The following is a 15,080-nucleotide window of genomic DNA, read 5'->3' as shown; positions in this document are numbered from 1 at the left end:
GGCTAGTCCGCCGGTTCCAGTTCGGCGGACCGCAGGCTCGTTGGTTCGTTGGACACGTAACGGTTTTCAGCACGGAACAACTCGACCTCGACGTAGTGAACCTGCCCGGCGGCGCTGACCTCCACCATGGCTGGCCCGGTCTGGGTGATGACGACGTCGGCCGACCCGCGGGGTGCCTCCCCGGGGGGACCGATCGAGATCACGGTGTTGGGCCGCGGAGCGGGCGACACCGTTCCGTCCACCACGCTGACGGTGGTACCCGACATCGGCCTTGGCTGGTCGCTGACCGCGATGTGCGGCATGCGCACGCTGTCCCACCGGGCCAGATCGCGGGTATGCACGGTGATTCGGTCGCCGGCACCGGCGGTCCGCACGACGATCCGTTTGGCGATGGCATCCTCGGCGGCGATGTGGACCCGGCTGAACTCGCCGGGGTCACCCATCGGCAACAACAGCCGATCACCGGCGGCGACCTTGCCCAGCAGCACACCGGACGGGCCGACGGGCAGCACAAGGCTGGTCGGGAGGCGGCCGCGGGTGATACCGCGAAGTTCGGGGCGCGGCCCGCACATGTTGGCGGCGACAGCGGCGGCCTGTTCACCGGGTAGCGTTCTGAGGGTGACACTCGGCGGGGCGGTGGGCGGTTGCGCGCTGCGGACCGTGATGGTGGCCGTTGCGGTGCCGTTCGGGAAAAGGGTGATGTTCTGGATGATCCCGTCCGCGCGTAGCGACCAGGCCTGCGCCAGCACGTCGGCGCTGATGTCCCGGGGCTGGTAGGCGTACGTGGTCAGCCATCCGCCGTCACTGCGCGCCGAATGCCAGCGCTGGTTGTGCGGTTCCAGGGCGCTTCGCCCGAGGCGGCGCTCCAGCTCGACCATATCGGTGGCCGTGGCCACCTTGGCCCGAATCCCGTTGCAGCGCAGACCCGCTGCGATGCGCTGTGCCGCGGCGAGAGCGGCGGTACCGACGGTGGTGCGCCACTGCAGGGGATCGGCGTTCGCCAGCGCGCCGAGCCGGATCACCAGCCAGGTCTCACGCTGACCGGCGTAAGGCGAAGTACCGATCAGGGTGTCATATACGCGGGGGTAGTCACCGGTGCTGCGCCGCCGCGACCCCGCGCTGACCACGCTCAGCGATTCGATGGTCAACCCCAGGCTCTGGTGCATGGCGGGAAGCAGTTCGGTGACGTCGACCGTATTGCGGGTTTCGGTCGACGTCGATCCGGTGAACGTCGTCGGGGCATGGGCCTTGCCGAGCAGCTGGACGGCGACGATTGCAACGCCATCCTGGAAGCGCACCCCACCGCCGGAGCGGTCGTTGGCCACCGTCACCGGTTCGGCCAGACCGATCGGCCGGTTGCGCCGAAGATACAGCGACGCCCACGACCACAGCGGCTGGCGCCGCCACGGGATGGCGAACAGGATCAAACCGATAGCCAAACCGATTCCGGCGCCGAGGAATCCACCGACGATCCAGCCGAGGAATCCGAACAGCAGCACCGCGACGATCACAGCGAGTTGCACAGTCTGGCGTCTCATCGGGCCCGCCTCGCCCGGCCGATGATCGCGGCCAGCAGAACGGCTGCCACGACCGCACCTGCGAAGCCCAGCGCCACATTCCTGGCCCGGTGGTCCGGGATGGCCGGCGGTGCCGGTGGTGGCACCACCCGGGTCTTCGATCCGGGGGCCAGAGCGTCGCCCGGCGGCACGTTGAAGGTCAGTGCCGCAACGGGGTCCACCACGCCGTAACCGACCTGGTTGTCGACGCCGCGCGGCGGATTGTGGGCGGTCTGCAGGATCCGGTGGATCACCTGGTTGGCGGTCAGGTTCGGGTACTTGGCGCGCACGAGTGCGGCGACGCCGCTGACGTAGGCGGCCGAGAAACTGGTGCCCCAGAACGGCATGTTCTTCTCACCGGGTCGCACCGGCGGGTACGCGTTGACGGGGCCACCGGTCTGCGGCGACAGGCCCATGATGCCGACCCCGGGGGCTGCAGCGGCGACCCACGGACCGGCCAGACTCTTGGTGATCGGGGCCCCGGCATTGTCGACGGCCCCGACCGAGAGGACGTAATCGGAGAACCAGGACGGCGACGACACCGTCCTGACCTGATGCCAGTCGCGGGGGTCGTTGGTGTCCAGTGGATCGAACGACGGGTTCTGCGCGCACCCGTCCTCGCCCTCGTTACCGGCGGCCGCGACGATCACCGCGTCCTTGACCGTCGCGGCATACCAGACCGCCGCACCGAGTGCCCGCTGGTCGAGCGGGTCAGCCGCCGGGACGCAGGCCGTGACACTGATGTTGATGACCTTGGCGCCCATGTTGGCGGCGTGCACGATCGCGCTGGCCAGCGTGGCCACGGTGCCGGCTTTCCTGCGCGCGTCGTTGTCACCCGGCGACGGGTTCTCCGGCTCGTAGGCGCGCGAGGACTGCCGAATCGAGATGATCGTGGCGTGCGGCGCCACCCCAGCCACACCGTCGGGCGCACCGGGCGCCGGCGGAGGAACCTCGGGATCATCCGGACCACCGGGGTCGACATCGCCCGGGCCGTTGGACGGCTGGTCCGGGGGTGGCGGGGGTTCGGCGGGTGGCGGCGGTGGGGGTGCCGGCTTGGTCTCGGTGACCGTCACCGGGGTCGGTGGCGGTGGCGGCGCCGGTGGTGCTGGCGGCGCTCCCGGTGGCGGGGGCGCCCCGTTGACCGGGGGTGGCCCGGCAGGCGGCGGGAACGCCGGGGTGGCGGGCATGGGTGCGGGCATGGGACTGCCTTGCGGCGCAGCGGCAATCAGCGAGGCGACGATGGTGCCATGGGAATCGCAGTCCATCAGGCCGTCACCGCCCATGATGTAGTCACCGCCGGGCACGACGGGCAACCGCGGATTGGGATTCACCCCGGTGTCGATGACCGCGACCGTGACGCCGTTGCCCGTCGAGTACTTCCACGCCTTGCTGACGTTGAGCATGGTGAAACCGGGGGCAGGCAGCGACACGTTCGGATCGGCCACGGTGATGGTGCGAGCACAGATGTTGCTCTGCCGCATCGGCTGGTCGGGCCGCGGGGGGCCGTCCGGCGGGACGAGGGAGGGATCTACCGACGGCGGTGGAATAGCTTGGGCTGAAGGAACATTCGCGACGATACCAGTGAGCATGATGACCATCGCCGTGGCGGCGATCCGCTGGCCCCGGGGCGCATTCATCGCATCCGGACCCAGGTGAACAGTCCACCGATCCACGCGGCCAGCGGGAAAGCTGCCACGATCGCTGCCAGTTCCAGCCACTCGGCCAGCATCCGGACCAGCGGGGTGAACCGGGTCACCGGCACCAGCAGCGCGGCGGCCAGTCCGGCGCCGGCGAAGGCGATCAGAACCAGTGCACCCCAGAGCAGGGCGGCGCTCGAATCAGCAGGTGCGGCCAGCACGTAGCGTGCCACTCCGACGCAGAATGCCGCTGCGCCTCCGCATACCAGTGCCACCGCCTGGCGCTTGTCGGCGAAGGCGCGGCCCCGGCTGATGAAGATGAGCACGAACAGTGCGGCCAGCACGGCGGCGGCGGCACTCTTCGGCTGTCCCGGCATCAGCGTTGCCCACACCGCGGCAGGCAGGACGAGGGCTGCGGCCACACAGATACCGGTGAGCACCCCGTTGGCGCGGACTGCGGCGGCGGTGATGACCTCGCCGCGCGGTGTGGTGTCCGGGTTCGGCTCGTCCTCGGCGTCCTCGTCGACGGGGGTCACGGTGTCGACCGGCAGACCATCGCTGCGGCGGAACAGATCCCGTCCGGTGATGGAACCGAAGTGCGGCGGCCGGATTCGGGCCGCCCACAGTGCGAACGTCGGACCCAGCGTGAGCAGCAGGAGCAGCCCGATCAGCGTCAGCATGCCCAGCCACTGGCCGGGGATGGGGCGCCACATCCGGGCGAGGGCGACCAGACCGGCCACCGCGCAGAGCGTCACGATGGTGGCCGCGACGGTGACGTGCCGCTGGGTCATCGCGACGACCGCGCAACTGAGCACCGCCACTGCCAGTCCCGCGATGAAGACGTGGGCCGCACCGACCCCGCCGGGGGCAGCCGCGGCGAAGCCGACGGCGAGCAGGGGAACTGTGAGCCAACCGAATCCGCTGAGCAGATCGCTACGGGCCGGCCACCAGCGCCATACCGAGAGCGTTCCGACGGCGAACAGAACACCGATCACCCCGGTGACAACGGCCGGGATCAGGGATTCACTGTGCAGCCGGGTGTGCACCGCCAGCCCCAGCACCGTCAGCGCGATCATCGCGACAACGGCCAGCGCAGTATGGGCGGCGGTTTCAGCCGTCACCGGAGCGAACAGCCGCTTGCCCACCCGAGCCAGCCCGGTGGACAGCGACTCGTATTGCGGCTCGAAGGAGTCGCCCTCCTGCGCCGGTACCAGCACCAGCGTGGCGCCGTCCTCGACACCCAGTTCGTCGAGGGTCTTGGTGACGTCGAGCCGAGTGCCGTTGGCCCGGTGCAGTTCGTAGGCGACGCCGGGGTCCAGTGCCGTGACACCGCGTCGCTTCAGATCCTCGTTGAGCAGCTCGACGACGTTGTCGATGAACACCTCGACGGGTACGGAAGCCGGATACACCTGGGAGACAAGGTGTTCGCCGGAGATGACCGCGATGGCACAGCGGGCCGGAAACGAGACCTTCGCCATCAGCGGGGCCTGTCGGCGTCCGGAATGTACTTGTCGGCCAGGGCCGCGGTGATCTCGAAGAGCCGCAGCCGGGTGTTCTTCTGCAGTTCGTGCTGGGTGTCGATGATGCCGCCCTTGGCCAGATGCGCGTCATAGGGCATGAATTCGACGGTGGCACCGGACTGGCCGAATCGCTCGGTGAGGTAGGCCCGGGCGTCCTTGTCGTAGTTGTTGCGGCTGTCGTTGAGGATCACCATGCTGCGTGACACCAACTCGTGGTAACCCATCGACCGCAACAGGTCAATCGCGCGGGTGACCGGCAGCGAGGTGTCAGCGGTGAGACCGGAGACGAACACCAGGGTGTCGCAGGCGTCGAAGACCGCCTTCATCACCGGGTGTTCGAGGTCATCGGAGGTGTCGACGAGGATCACGTTGTGCGTCCTGCGCAGCCGGGACAGCACACCGGTGAACATGGCCGGCACCAGCGGCCGAGGCTGATCCGACACTCGGTTTCCAGCCAACACGTCCAGGCCGATCTGGTTCTGCCCCAGGTGTTCCCGGATGTCGGCATAGCCCTGTACGTCGGTGTCGTTGAGCACTGCCGAGTAGTCGCCGGGGGGCGCCTCGTCGATGCGGCCTGCCAACGTGCCGAATCCGGGCGCGGCGTCGATGGCCACCACGTTCTCGGGGCGGCATTCGCGGAAGATCGCACCGACACTCGCGGTCATCGTGGTCTTGCCGACACCGCCCTTGCCGGAGACGAACCCGATCACATACTGCTTGCGGATGTGTCGGCGGATGCGCTCCCGAAGCTCGCGGTAGTGCCGCTCGGCCGGTGATTCACCGAGGTTGATCGTCTTGAACGAGATGGTGTACAAGAACTTTCGCCAGCCCGAACCGGGCGGGATCTTGCGCGGTGCCACCATGTCGGAGATCCGCAGGGTCCCGGATACCGAATCCTGCTGACGGTGCTGGCCGCCGAAGGGATCCCGGCGCTGCGGTTCGCGGGGGTCAGCGGAATGCCCCGGCTCATTCCAGGGATTCGTCACTAGACAACCTTTCTGTGGGAGTACCACTCGTCCTCGGCCGGCAGCCGACGGACCATTTTCTGCACCGCTGTGGCGATGTTGCCCGCTGAGCCGGGGCTGACGATCATCCACGACTGACCGCCGCGGCTGACATGCTCGGACACCAACCGGCCCTGCGGGGTGTCGATGATGGTGACGGCGCCCTGCTCGATGTGGGAGCGGGCCGGACCGTCGGACGCGCCGGCCTGAATGGCAACCACCGAAGCCTGCGCCGAACGGTCGGTGTCCGCGGCCAGGGTCAAGGTGGAGATCTGATCGCTGTCGAGCCGCTTGTCCATCAAATAGGCGCGCAAACTGGCCCGATCATGCACGGATGCAAGCAGTTCCGCGGTGTCCAGTGTGACGGGCCGCAGCGATGCGGGCTTGAGCTCGCCGCACAGCTGCTCGATCTGGGAGTTGATCAGCACGCCGGCCGACTCCTCGGAGGTCGCGGTGCCGGCACTGCTGAGGCGCACCAGGATGCCGGTGCGCTCCAGCACGACCCACCACTGGGCGAAACGGGCGAGCAGCACCCGCTCCGGTTCGGTCTCGTGGGCGGGCGTCTGGGCGTAGACGAGCAGGGCGACGTCACGGCGGGAGAGCACGGTGAGCCACTCCAGCACCGCATCGTCCACCCCGCCGGCATCGGTGATCACACCGGCAGCCCGCAGTTCGTCGGCGACCGGGTGGGCCAGCGCCATCTGTTCGGTCTCGACGCTGGGCAGGTGCGGCCGCAGGCCGAGTTCGGGTGCCAGCACCTCGATACCGGATAGCACCTGCAGCACCCACAGGCCGTCCACTGTCGTCGTCAACATAGCTTTCCCCAACGCAGACAGCAGGGGCGCACCGAGCGTGCGCCCCCACCGGCTGACAGTTGTCCGGTTAGAAGAGGTTGCCCATCATGAGGTCGGTCTGATGGGCGCTGTCGTTCACGCTGCTGATGGTCGAGCCGTGCTGGTTCATGGTCTCGATGAGGCCCTGCAGGCCCTGCAGCATCTGCATCTGCGCCTCGTGGAACGAGGTCGCCGCGCTGCCCTGGAAGAAATCGGCAATCGCATTGGTGCGCTGCTGGATATCGTCGTGAATCTCCATCAGCTGAGCCGAGCGGGATCCGACCTCGGAGGCGAAGTCAGCGACGCCGCCGTGGTTATAAGTGATGTTGTCCGACATGGGAGATGTCCTTCCGTGAGAGGTCTGGGGGTCAGGCGTTGGCGGCGAAGCTGGTGAGGCTGTGAGCGGCGTCGGCCTCGTGCTGCTCCATCATCGAGGCGGCCTGGCTCAGGCCGTGGGCCAGCCGGGTGCCGCCGGTGATGGTCTGCTGGAGGTCGTGGTTGATCTGGGCGGCGGTATTGACCGACGCCAGCTGCGCCTGCCCTCCCCAGACCGCCGAGCCGATGCCCTCGTGGCTGGACAGATAGCCATTGGCGATGGCGGTGGCGTGCTCGAGTGCGGACTCGATGGCCTGCTGGGTGCTGCGCAGCACCTCCGGTGTGACGACGAGTGTCATGGTCTAGTTCCCTTTCGGTGACGTTTTGCTGATGATCGGACCCCTGGCGGGGATGTGGATGAGTATCGAGCGCTGGCGAACGGCTGTCACTTCACCCTCTGGCAAACGATGACGGTCGCACCCCCTTGACCCAGTTCATTAGCTATACCGCGAATCACGTTGATCGTCCCGTTCCAGGACTATGCGGGCGCGGCCCACTTCCTCTTTGCTGTCTTCGCCCTTGCCGTGGCCGAGCATGCCGGCGTGGGCCGGTGACATCGGCATTGCCGAGCCGCCCATGCCCGCTGAGGTGGGTCCGCGCAGTTCTGCGGAGCTGAGCAACCCGGTCTTGAGTGACGTGGGCCTGCCGGCATTCTCGGGGGCAAAGCTGCTGGTCGGCCGGGTGTAGCTGGTGAGTCCGGCACCGGGGAACCCGCCGCCACCACCACCGCCACCACCTGCGGCGCCGCCGGCTCCGCCCCCGAAGCTTGGCGCGCCCGCTTTGACGAGTTCGGCGGCCGGCATCGCCGCGTCTCCGGCCTTCATCCCGTTGAACATGCCGCCGAGGGAACCCATCATCGACTGCGGCAGGCTCGAGAGTCCCTGGAAGGCCTGCATCGGGGCCTGGAACATGCCCATCAGCGGCTGCATGGCACCCATCGCGGCCTGCATGGGTTGCATCATCATCGAGCTCATCTGACCCATGTCGCCAGCAGCCGAAGCCGGTGCAGCGGCCGTCTGGCCGGCCATCTGGGTGACCTGCCCGGTGCCCTGCGTTGCGGCCTGCATACCGGTGGTTCCGGCGGCTTGGGCTACTGCGGCCGCTGCCGTGGCCGGCGCGGCGGGTGATGCTCCCAGCGGTGCAAGCGGCGGCGGGACGGCCAGCGCCGCCACCAGCGCGGCCAACGCGGCGCCGTAGGTCGCACCGGCGCCGGCATTGTGCGGCCAGTGCTCGCCGAAGTACTCGGTGTCCAGCGCCACGATGGCCGGGGTCAGCGCACCAAGGACGGCCGGGTTCGCCGCGACGTCGGCGGCCTGCTCGGTGCGATTGGCGATCGACACCTCGGCCGGGATCATCGACGAGACCGCGGTCTCGTAAGCCGCGACCGCACTGGCCGCGATCGGCGGCTTCTCCTGCACCCAACCGGCCAACAGCTGCAGCGCGGTATTGAGACCCGTAACCGCACTCATGGAACTCGTACCGCCAACGCCCTCGAAGTTCAGCGCCGTCACCGCCGTATTCAGCTGGGACAGCGAAAACGACAGTTCATGGCTGACCATCAGGGCCTGCCACGCCGCACCGTTGGCCATGGTCGTCGACGTGCCAGCCGCCCCCGGCCCGACGAGCCGCAGGTAGTTGGTTTCAGGCGAAAATGTCGGCCAGGCGTCTGCCATCGTGTCGCCTACCCCCCCAGCAGACTATTGTTGAGGACATCAGTCGCGTCGTAGGTGGCTGCCGCAAGATTCTGTGAACCGGCAAACATCCCGCGGTTGGCCAGGTGCTCGCTGGCGGTGCCGATGTAGGACGCGCCCGCGGCATTGAGCGCCGCGGCGAACTGCACGGAATCCAGGTCGGCTCCCATCGGCATCACACCGACCAGTGCCTCCGAGGCTGCCGAGGTGGCGGAGCCCATTTCGGCGCTGATACCCGTCTCGGTGGCCGCCGACGTGCCGACTACGGCGGAGTTGACGTTCATGACCATGTTGCTCTCCTCCTGGTAATTACAGGGCGCACCTGCAATATCCTCGTATTGTAGAGTGTGCTGGCGGCCTATGTCGACTTATGCTCACAGGTCTCACAGCTAACACGCGGATGTCATTCAGTCCGGTGTTCCGACCAGCACTCCTTCCATCACTCCGTCCGTGGTCACCAGCAGGCCGCGACCCGGCGGAAGTTGCTGAGCGCTGGTACGGCCGAACACCTTGACGGTCTGCGGGTCGTTGTCCATGAACAACGTTGGCGCCCGCGAGCCGGTGAGCTTCTGCAGGAACGGGCTCATCGCTGACACACCCGCCCAGTTGCCCGGCAGCCGGGCGGCGATCACGTGCAAACCGATCTCCCGGCTGCGTTCGATCAGCGGCCACAGCGGCGCCGTAGCAGCAGGCTTGCCGACGGCCGCGGTGGTGCGCAATTCCTGCTCGTCGTCGATCAGCACGTAGTGCTGTGGCCCGGTCCAGGTGGACCTGGTGAGCAGTTCCTCCTGGCTCAAGCCCGACGGAGGAAGCCGGTCGCGCATCATCTCGGCCAGTTCGGCCAGCACCGCGTCGATATCGTCGGGGGTGTAGGCATAGGCGCGAACATGTGGTCCCCGGACCTTGCCGATCAGGCTGGTCTTTGGGTCGATGATGGTGATCTGCGCCTGTTCCGGCGACAGCCGTGCAGCGATCGACTGGCCGAACGCGGCCAGCGTGCTGGTCTTGCCGCACCCCTGGCGGCCGACGACCAACAGGTTGGGAGCCAGGCGGCTCGGCAGCGCCACCGACTGCAGGGCGCTCTCCCCCATCGCGAACGGGATGTCGAGCGCGTCGCTGTCGGCGGTCGCAGCGTAGGCCGCAACGATCTCACGCAGCGCGATGCGCTCAGGCAGCCGAGCCAACGTCTCGACCTTGCCGGCGCCGGTCTGGGCGGCGATGATCGAACCGATCTGGCGCGTGCTCACCCGCGCGCCATCGGGCCCGACGATCTCCGGCACGCCGACCAGAAGCTCCTGGCCCAGGCGGGTGACGCCGAAGCCGGGCCGGTCCAGTGTCTGTCGGGCGGCACGGCGATGATCCATTCCGGTCCCCATCTGGGTTTCGTCCGGATTGCTCAGTCGCAGTTGAATTCTCGCGTTGGCGACGTTCAGCAGGGCCTGCTTCTGCCCCACCAGCCAACCACTGGCACTGGTGGCCACGTGGACCCCGTAGGACAGCCCCTGGCGGGCGATGGCGATCGCACGATCGCCCATCGCGTTGTCCTTGTCGTAGAGGTCACCGAAGTTGTCGATCACCAGGAAGACGTCACCGAACTTGTCCTCGAGGTCGGTACCGCCGCCACCGCCCGCGCCGAAGCGCCGCTCACGGAACTCCGAGATGTCGATCTGGTAGCGCTTGAACGAGGCCTCGCGGGCTCGGATGATCCCCTCTATGGTGGCCAGTGTGCGCGACACACCCTCGGTGTCGGTCAGGCTGACCACGCCGGCCACATGCGGCAACTCTTCGACCGGGTACAGCGAAGCGCCCATGCAGAAGAACGTCACCCGCTCCGGCCGGTACATCAGTGCCGCGGACGTCATCAGGGTCATCAACGTCGTGGACTTACCGCGCTGCGCGGTGGCCACCACCATGATGTTGTCCATCTCCGCATCGATCACGTGCACCCGCTGGGCATGGTCTTCGGGGTAATCCTCGATACCGACCGGGAACACCAGTCCCGGGTTCTGCCCGTAATCCGTCCACCACGGCTTGCCACGCCACCGTTGCACCAGCGCGTCCGCGGTCTCGCTGACCTCCAGCGGAGGCAACCAGATCTGGTGCGGTGCCCGGGCGGGATGGGAGACCAGCGACTCGCGGATCACGTCGAGCAGCTTCTTCTTCTTGAAACCGTCTGCGTGATAGACGAATTCGTCGGGCTCCTCCGGCGCGTCAGCCGACTCCAGCGCTGCGCTGTCCTCCACCGACAACGGTTGGTACTCCCAGGTCAGCGGTCGCGGCTGGGTGAAGCTGACGTCGACGGTCGTGTCGGTGGCCACCTGCTTCTTGGGCACCACGAACGGCGCCGAGACGTAGAAGCAGCGGAACTGTTCCAGGTCGCGTGGTCCGACCTTGAGCAGGGCGTAACCATTCTGCTTGGACGGCAGGTGCAGCGCGGCATCGCTGCCGATGACATCGCGTGAGTCCTCGGCGGTCTCGGCACGCAAAGCGACGCGGAAGGCGATGTTGCTCTTGGCCTTGCTCAACGAGGACAGGTCCAGGCGCTGACCGCCGAGGGTAAAGAAGACGTTGCAGCCGCGCCCTTCCTGACCGATGTGGATCACCAGATCGATCCACTCCGGATGGTTGTGGAACAACTCCAGGTATTCGTCGATGATGACGAGCAGGATCGGCACCGGCTCCAGATCCCGGCCGGCCAGCCGCATCTCTTCGTATTCGTTGGCATCGCGCGCCCCGGCATCCTTGAAAAGCCGATACCTGCGGGCAATTTCGCCGTCGATGGCCTTGCGCATCCGTTCGGCCAGGTGGCGGTCGTCCTTGCCCAGGTTGGACAACGAACCCGCGACGTGCGGCAGGCCTTCGAGGTCCTGGGCCGCCGACTCGAACTTCATGTCGACGAAGATGACGTTGAAGGTCTCCGGCGAGTGGGTCAGCGCGATCCCGTTGCACAGCGACAAGAAGTACTCGGATTTACCCGAACCCGACGTGCCGATCACCACCGAGTGGAAGCCAAAGCCACCGAAGTCCTTGGCGCGCAGGATCACATGCTGCAATTCGCCGCCCGGCTTGACGCCGACCGGGATCATCGCCCACCGCGGGTCGCCGCGGCCGCGGCTTTCTGCCCACAGCCGGTCGACGTCGAGTTTGCGCGGATCGTTGATTCCCAAGGCACGCAAGAGCTCACCGCCTTGGCTGTCCGTCTCGGACAGCTCTCCTGCGGTCATCGGCGACCACCGGGCCACGGCACGGGCATAGCGGTCGGCGGTGCTCTCGGCGAGCATGTCGGCAACGGCGTAGAAGGACTTCCGGTGGTTCAGGCGGCCTTCACGTAATTCGAAACGTTCGTCGTCGTCGGAGAACCCGACGCCGATACCAGGCCGGGTGGCCAAGCGCAGCACCGTGATACCGGCCATGCCCTTCTGCCCGGTGACGCCTTCCCACTGCTCGGGGGTGCCGACGTTGTCGTCGACGATCACCCAGTGCGGGCCCAGCGCGGATCCGGCAGCGGCCGCCTCCATCGGTGAGAGCATGGTGGTCGGGCTCGAACCGCTCGGCGGGGTCCACGGCCCGCGGCCCTTGCGGTGCAGCTCCGAATCGAGCGCGTCTTCGAGTTCGGTCGGCGAGGTGAACACCAGCCGGCGCATGCCGCAGGCGTCGAACATCTCGTCGTGTTGGTTATGCGGCAACCACACCAGCCACGACCACAGTTCAGGGTGACGGGTGACCACCATCAGCTTGATGTCACTCGGGCTGTGGTAGACCGCCAGCGAGCACAGCACCGCACGCATGAAGGCATGGAGTTCGGCGGGATCCTCACCGACAAAGCTGAAGCCCGGCTTGGAACGCAAGCTCAGTACCTTGCCGATACCGCGAATCTTGCTCTGCTCCAATATGAAGTCGCGCAATGCGCGTCCGGTCACCGGTTCGAGCTCCTCGCCCACCGGGACCTCCGGCCACTGCAGCGACACCGCCGAGTCGGCGGTGGACTGCACGCCGATGCCGAGACGGACATCGAGGAAGTCCGGATCGGCCGGACGACGTTCCCACATCCGCGGGCCGCCGATGATCGTGTCGAGCTCCTGGGGATCGCCGTGCACGAACAGCTGGCTGCGGCGCTGCTCCTGGGCCGCGCGCTGGACTTCGTCGCGGTCCTCGTCGAGCTGGCGCAGGTACATCCGGCGCTGCTTCTCCTGCTCGCCCCAGCTGATCCGGCGGCCACGGCCGAACCGGCCGCTGAACATCAGGGCACCGAACCCCACCAGTCCGATGAGGGGGAAGAAGCCGGACTGCAACGAACGGACACCGGAGGTGTACATCACGACGAGCGTGCCGATGATGCCGACCAGAAGGGCGGGCAACGCGATCATCAGCAGGATGTTGCGTGGTTCCCGTTCCGGCAGAGCCAGCGGCGGCGCCACCACCACGCGGGCCGGGGGCACACTCGGCGCAGCCACCCGCGTGCTGCGGACAAATCCCCTCTTCGACACCGCGCTACCCTCCCGCGTTCTGTTGATTGGCAGCGACCGGAGCGACCGCCCCGACCGCGTCGATGGTGTCGCGGGCCAGCAGTGCGCTGGCCCGGTCGATCGCCGGCCCGGGCGCGAAGGTCCGCAGGATCGGCCAGGGCGCCTGCACGGCACGGCCGGGGTCCAGCCCGAGGGCCTGCAGTGTGCTCTGGTCCCACTCGATGCCGTACCGAACACCCTGCGGAGACACCCAGAACAGGCTCTCGCGTGTATCGGAGGTGATGACACCGGAGGTGGAGGCGACGAAGTTCGCCGCACCCGGCAGGATCAGGGTCTGGTTGGCCTCGAACGATTCCGGGTCGTTGGCGTCGCGCACCAGTCGCACGATGTGTGAATCCAGCGCCTGCGGTGTGGGCAATCCGCGCCCGCTGAAGAACGTCACCGTGGCCTGCCGGTCGGTGGTCTGCTTCTTCCAGCCGACACACGTCACGGGATCCGCGTCGGTGTCGACGAAATCCAGCTTCCCGCCGGGGTAGAAATCAACGTTGAGGACGCTGACTTCGGGGATGTTGACGAGTTTGTCCGGTGAGATCAGCTGCGGGCTGGTGGCTCCCTGGCTGTCTGCGGTCCGCAGCAGATCGGCCACAAAACCGGTGATCTTCTGGACGCCGTTGGGCAGCAGCACATAGAAGCCGCTGACCGCTCCGTTGGCATCCTTGGTCTCCAAGACCCGGCCCACCACCGAGTCCGGCAGCCAGCGCGACGGTGAACCTGCTTCGGGAATGACCGGCACGACCAGTGGTTCGGTGGCAGGCATCGCGTCGAAGAGGGCATTGGACAGCTGGATCGGGCGGGTGGTGCCCGGATCCAGCCCCAGGTTGAAGGTCACCGACCGGTCCGCCGGATCGATCTGGGTCCGTTGGCCATTCCAGATCAGGTAAGTGCTGTCACCGTGGGTGGCCAGAATCGCCTCATTGCTCTTCATCGCATCGGCGCGGTCGCCCGGCGACAGTTCGCCGGCGATGGCCGTCACCACCGGGGGCTGCCCACTGCCGCGCGTCGGGGCGGTATCGCACAGCGACCAGGCCGAGATCGAGTTGGCCGCGATACTCAAGTCGTCGGGGATGCCCGGGATACCGATCATCGGGCCGGTCGGATACTTCGCGATCTCCTTGGCATTGACCCACGTCGGTGCCGCCGAATTCCCAGTCGCCAGCCGAGCGGATGTCAGGTTCTGCGCCGGGTAGAGCCGGCCGTCGATCTTGGCGTACAGCGCGCCGGTGTCGCGATTGCCGATGATGGCGGACTGTCCCACCAGACCGGCCGGCTTCATGAAGTGCAGCAGCGCCATCCATCCGCACCCGATCAGCACGAAGACGAGCGACAACGCCACCGCGGCCTGCTGCTTGCGGTCGTCATGCTTCATCCGCACCGAGAACCGCGTGATCGCGGCCCGCAATCTGCGGTTGTAGAACAGGTGGCCCGAGTTCTGATCCCGGTTCGACAGATTCAGCGGCACAGCAGCGGTCCTCTCGCCAGCAACCGGATAGCGATCTGGGCGAACAGATGTGCAACGCTCATCGCAGGCCGCCGCCGTATCGGATCTGGTTGTCCGCCTCGGCCTCTTCACGCAGCGCAGCGAACGCCAGGTTCAGGCGCTCGCTCAGCTCGCCGTGGGTGTACTCGGTGGTGACTGCGGGGTGCAGAGTCAGCTCGACAAGTTTGCCGTCGGCGTTGACCACCGCATGGACGTCACCGAGGTCCACGCTGAACGTGACGCCCTCCGCCTGCGCAACGAGGGCTTCCCATCGGTCTGCCGCCTCACTGAGTTCACGCAGAACCGCCTCGACGAGATCCTTCTCGGCAAGGTCGTCACCACTACCATCCCGGGGCACGTTCCCAGTATGTCGGGTGTCACTACCTGCGTCAATTCACCTTCACAGCACGCCGCCCAGGGACTACGGATTTAGTCCCAGCAACCTCACGGCGCCCCATCCG

Annotated in this window: 12 protein-coding genes; all 12 read right to left on the bottom strand. The window is 67.3% G+C overall.

What is annotated here, in order from left to right:
* Positions 1–2: 2 nt before the first annotated feature.
* A complete protein-coding gene (gene eccE / locus G6N35_RS20680; protein WP_163805932.1) occupies positions 3–1,538 on the bottom strand; it encodes a type VII secretion protein EccE in 1,536 nt (511 codons plus the stop codon).
* Positions 1,535–3,193 carry a type VII secretion-associated serine protease mycosin gene (mycP, locus tag G6N35_RS20675; RefSeq protein ID WP_163805931.1) on the bottom strand — a complete coding sequence of 553 codons (1,659 nt, stop codon included), beginning with the start codon at positions 3,191–3,193 and terminating at the stop codon, positions 1,535–1,537. The genes eccE and mycP overlap by 4 nt, the downstream gene beginning before the upstream one ends.
* Positions 3,190–4,671, bottom strand: coding sequence for a type VII secretion integral membrane protein EccD (gene eccD, locus G6N35_RS20670; protein WP_163805930.1), 1,482 nt, complete (start codon positions 4,669–4,671; stop codon positions 3,190–3,192). Before eccD ends, mycP begins: the two co-directional genes overlap by 4 nt.
* Positions 4,671–5,699, bottom strand: coding sequence for a CpaE/TadZ family protein (locus G6N35_RS20665; RefSeq protein ID WP_163805929.1), 1,029 nt, complete (start codon positions 5,697–5,699; stop codon positions 4,671–4,673). The genes eccD and G6N35_RS20665 overlap by 1 nt, the downstream gene beginning before the upstream one ends.
* Positions 5,699–6,532: an ESX secretion-associated protein EspG gene (locus G6N35_RS20660; protein WP_163805928.1), complete on the bottom strand. Its 834-nt coding sequence runs from the start codon at positions 6,530–6,532 to the stop codon at positions 5,699–5,701. Before G6N35_RS20660 ends, G6N35_RS20665 begins: the two co-directional genes overlap by 1 nt.
* A 67-nt stretch (positions 6,533–6,599) precedes the next feature.
* Positions 6,600–6,887, bottom strand: a complete 288-nt coding sequence (locus G6N35_RS20655; RefSeq protein ID WP_163805927.1) for a WXG100 family type VII secretion target — start codon at positions 6,885–6,887, stop codon at positions 6,600–6,602.
* Positions 6,888–6,918: 31 nt separating this feature from the next.
* A complete protein-coding gene (locus tag G6N35_RS20650) occupies positions 6,919–7,224 on the bottom strand; it encodes a WXG100 family type VII secretion target (RefSeq protein ID WP_163805926.1) in 306 nt (101 codons plus the stop codon).
* A 138-nt stretch (positions 7,225–7,362) separates the two neighbouring features.
* Complete coding sequence (locus G6N35_RS20645; protein WP_163805925.1) at positions 7,363–8,598, bottom strand: PPE domain-containing protein; 1,236 nt, start codon at positions 8,596–8,598, stop codon at positions 7,363–7,365.
* An 8-nt stretch (positions 8,599–8,606) separates the two neighbouring features.
* Complete coding sequence (locus tag G6N35_RS20640; RefSeq protein WP_163805924.1) at positions 8,607–8,906, bottom strand: PE domain-containing protein; 300 nt, start codon at positions 8,904–8,906, stop codon at positions 8,607–8,609.
* 117 nt (positions 8,907–9,023) lie between these two features.
* Complete coding sequence (eccCa, locus tag G6N35_RS20635; protein WP_407664567.1) at positions 9,024–13,103, bottom strand: type VII secretion protein EccCa; 4,080 nt, start codon at positions 13,101–13,103, stop codon at positions 9,024–9,026.
* A 4-nt stretch (positions 13,104–13,107) separates the two neighbouring features.
* Positions 13,108–14,601, bottom strand: coding sequence for a type VII secretion protein EccB (eccB, locus tag G6N35_RS20630; RefSeq protein ID WP_163805922.1), 1,494 nt, complete (start codon positions 14,599–14,601; stop codon positions 13,108–13,110).
* Positions 14,602–14,659: 58 nt separating this feature from the next.
* On the bottom strand, positions 14,660–14,977 hold the full coding sequence (locus tag G6N35_RS20625; RefSeq protein WP_163805921.1) for a DUF2710 family protein: 318 nt from the start codon (positions 14,975–14,977) through the stop codon (positions 14,660–14,662).
* Positions 14,978–15,080: the final 103 nt, after the last annotated feature.

Source organism: Mycolicibacterium anyangense (genome assembly GCF_010731855.1).
GTDB lineage: Bacteria > Actinomycetota > Actinomycetes > Mycobacteriales > Mycobacteriaceae > Mycobacterium > Mycobacterium anyangense.
Note: the sequence above shows the minus strand (reverse complement) of the source record. Positions and strands in the feature narration are given on the sequence as shown.

What these genes read in the sequence shown, in the direction of transcription:
- eccE (WP_163805932.1), bottom strand. Translation starts at nt 1,538, where the DNA reads ATGAGACGCCAGACTGTGCAACTCGCTGTGATCGTCGCGGTGCTGCTG.
- mycP (WP_163805931.1), bottom strand. Translation starts at nt 3,193, where the DNA reads ATGAATGCGCCCCGGGGCCAGCGGATCGCCGCCACGGCGATGGTCATC.
- eccD (WP_163805930.1), bottom strand. Translation starts at nt 4,671, where the DNA reads ATGGCGAAGGTCTCGTTTCCGGCCCGCTGTGCCATCGCGGTCATCTCC.
- G6N35_RS20660 (WP_163805928.1), bottom strand. Translation starts at nt 6,532, where the DNA reads ATGTTGACGACGACAGTGGACGGCCTGTGGGTGCTGCAGGTGCTATCC.
- G6N35_RS20655 (WP_163805927.1), bottom strand. Translation starts at nt 6,887, where the DNA reads ATGTCGGACAACATCACTTATAACCACGGCGGCGTCGCTGACTTCGCC.
- G6N35_RS20650 (WP_163805926.1), bottom strand. Translation starts at nt 7,224, where the DNA reads ATGACACTCGTCGTCACACCGGAGGTGCTGCGCAGCACCCAGCAGGCC.
- G6N35_RS20645 (WP_163805925.1), bottom strand. Translation starts at nt 8,598, where the DNA reads ATGGCAGACGCCTGGCCGACATTTTCGCCTGAAACCAACTACCTGCGG.
- G6N35_RS20640 (WP_163805924.1), bottom strand. Translation starts at nt 8,906, where the DNA reads ATGGTCATGAACGTCAACTCCGCCGTAGTCGGCACGTCGGCGGCCACC.